General features: G+C 67.2%; 1 pseudogene. It reads left to right on the top strand.

What is annotated here, in order from left to right:
* Positions 1-360 (top strand): annotated as a pseudogene (locus HALO32_RS17830) (IS3 family transposase); the annotation flags it as partial.

Here is a 360-nt window from a genome sequence, read left to right as displayed (position 1 = left end):
GATGAACCGGGCCGATCACAGTGTTGCCACCCTGTGCCGAGTGCTCGAGGTCTCCCCGAGCGGGTACTACGCGTGGCGCAAGCGCGCACCATCGCCACAGGCGCGGCGAGACGCCGAGTTGATGGCAAAGATTCGGCGCTTCCATGAGCGGTCTCACGGCACCTATGGAGCGCCACGCATCCTGCAGGATCTGCGTGAGGAAGCCCATGAGCAGGTCGCCCCAAAACGGGTGGCCCGCCTGATGCGCGAGGCAGGGCTGCGGGGGGGTACACCGCAGGCGGTTCATGACGACCACTGAGCGCGATGAACGCCGGCGGCCGGCACCTGATCGGGTGGATCGCACGTTCACTGCACAGCGGC

This window comes from Halomonas lysinitropha (assembly GCF_902500215.1).
GTDB classification, from domain to species: Bacteria; Pseudomonadota; Gammaproteobacteria; order Pseudomonadales; family Halomonadaceae; genus Halomonas; species Halomonas lysinitropha.
Note: the sequence above shows the minus strand (reverse complement) of the source record. Positions and strands in the feature narration are given on the sequence as shown.